General features: G+C 47.3%; 1 protein-coding gene. It reads right to left on the bottom strand.

Annotated elements, in window-relative coordinates; all coding sequences use genetic code 11:
- The coding region (locus BHE18_RS18355; protein ID WP_235860379.1) for an acyl-CoA dehydrogenase family protein at positions 1-372 on the bottom strand (372 nt) is incomplete at its 3' end.
- Positions 373-529: the final 157 nt, after the last annotated feature.

Genomic DNA, 529 nt, shown 5'->3' with positions numbered 1-529 from the left:
TGCCGTGAACGCTTTGCCATCGACTTTTGCATATGTAATGAAGGTATCGGAAAAAGCGGCATTGGTGATGTACATTTTGGTCCCATTCAACTTATAATGCGTTCCTTGCTCATTCAGCACCGCTGTCGTTTGGGCAGCCAAGGCATCCGACCCCGCTCCTGGTTCTGTCAGGCAATACGCCCCGATAAATTCGCCGCTTGCGAGTTTCGGCAAATAATACGCCTTTTGTTCCGGCGTGCCGAAATACGTAATCGGCAAAGTGGCGATACACGTATGGTTAGAATGTGCCACGCCGTATCCGCCGGCTGGGCCGAGCGATTCACCGACCAATCCTTTGCTGATTTTATCGAGGAAAAAAAAAACGAATACCATCTTATGTTTTCAAAACAACAAATAACCTCACAGCTCTACGAAGAAGCACATCACTTCACATACACGAGACAACTACACACTACAGTACCCTAACTAGCTTCCTGTACGTTGACACTCGACACATGCTACATTGATGACCTAGACAATAAGCACAGTC

The organism is Rossellomorea aquimaris (assembly GCF_001877785.1).
In the GTDB taxonomy this organism is placed as follows: Bacteria; Bacillota; Bacilli; order Bacillales; family Bacillaceae_B; genus Rossellomorea; species Rossellomorea aquimaris_A.
The sequence above is the reverse complement of the archived record's forward strand: the minus strand, read 5'-3'. Positions and strand labels throughout refer to the sequence as shown.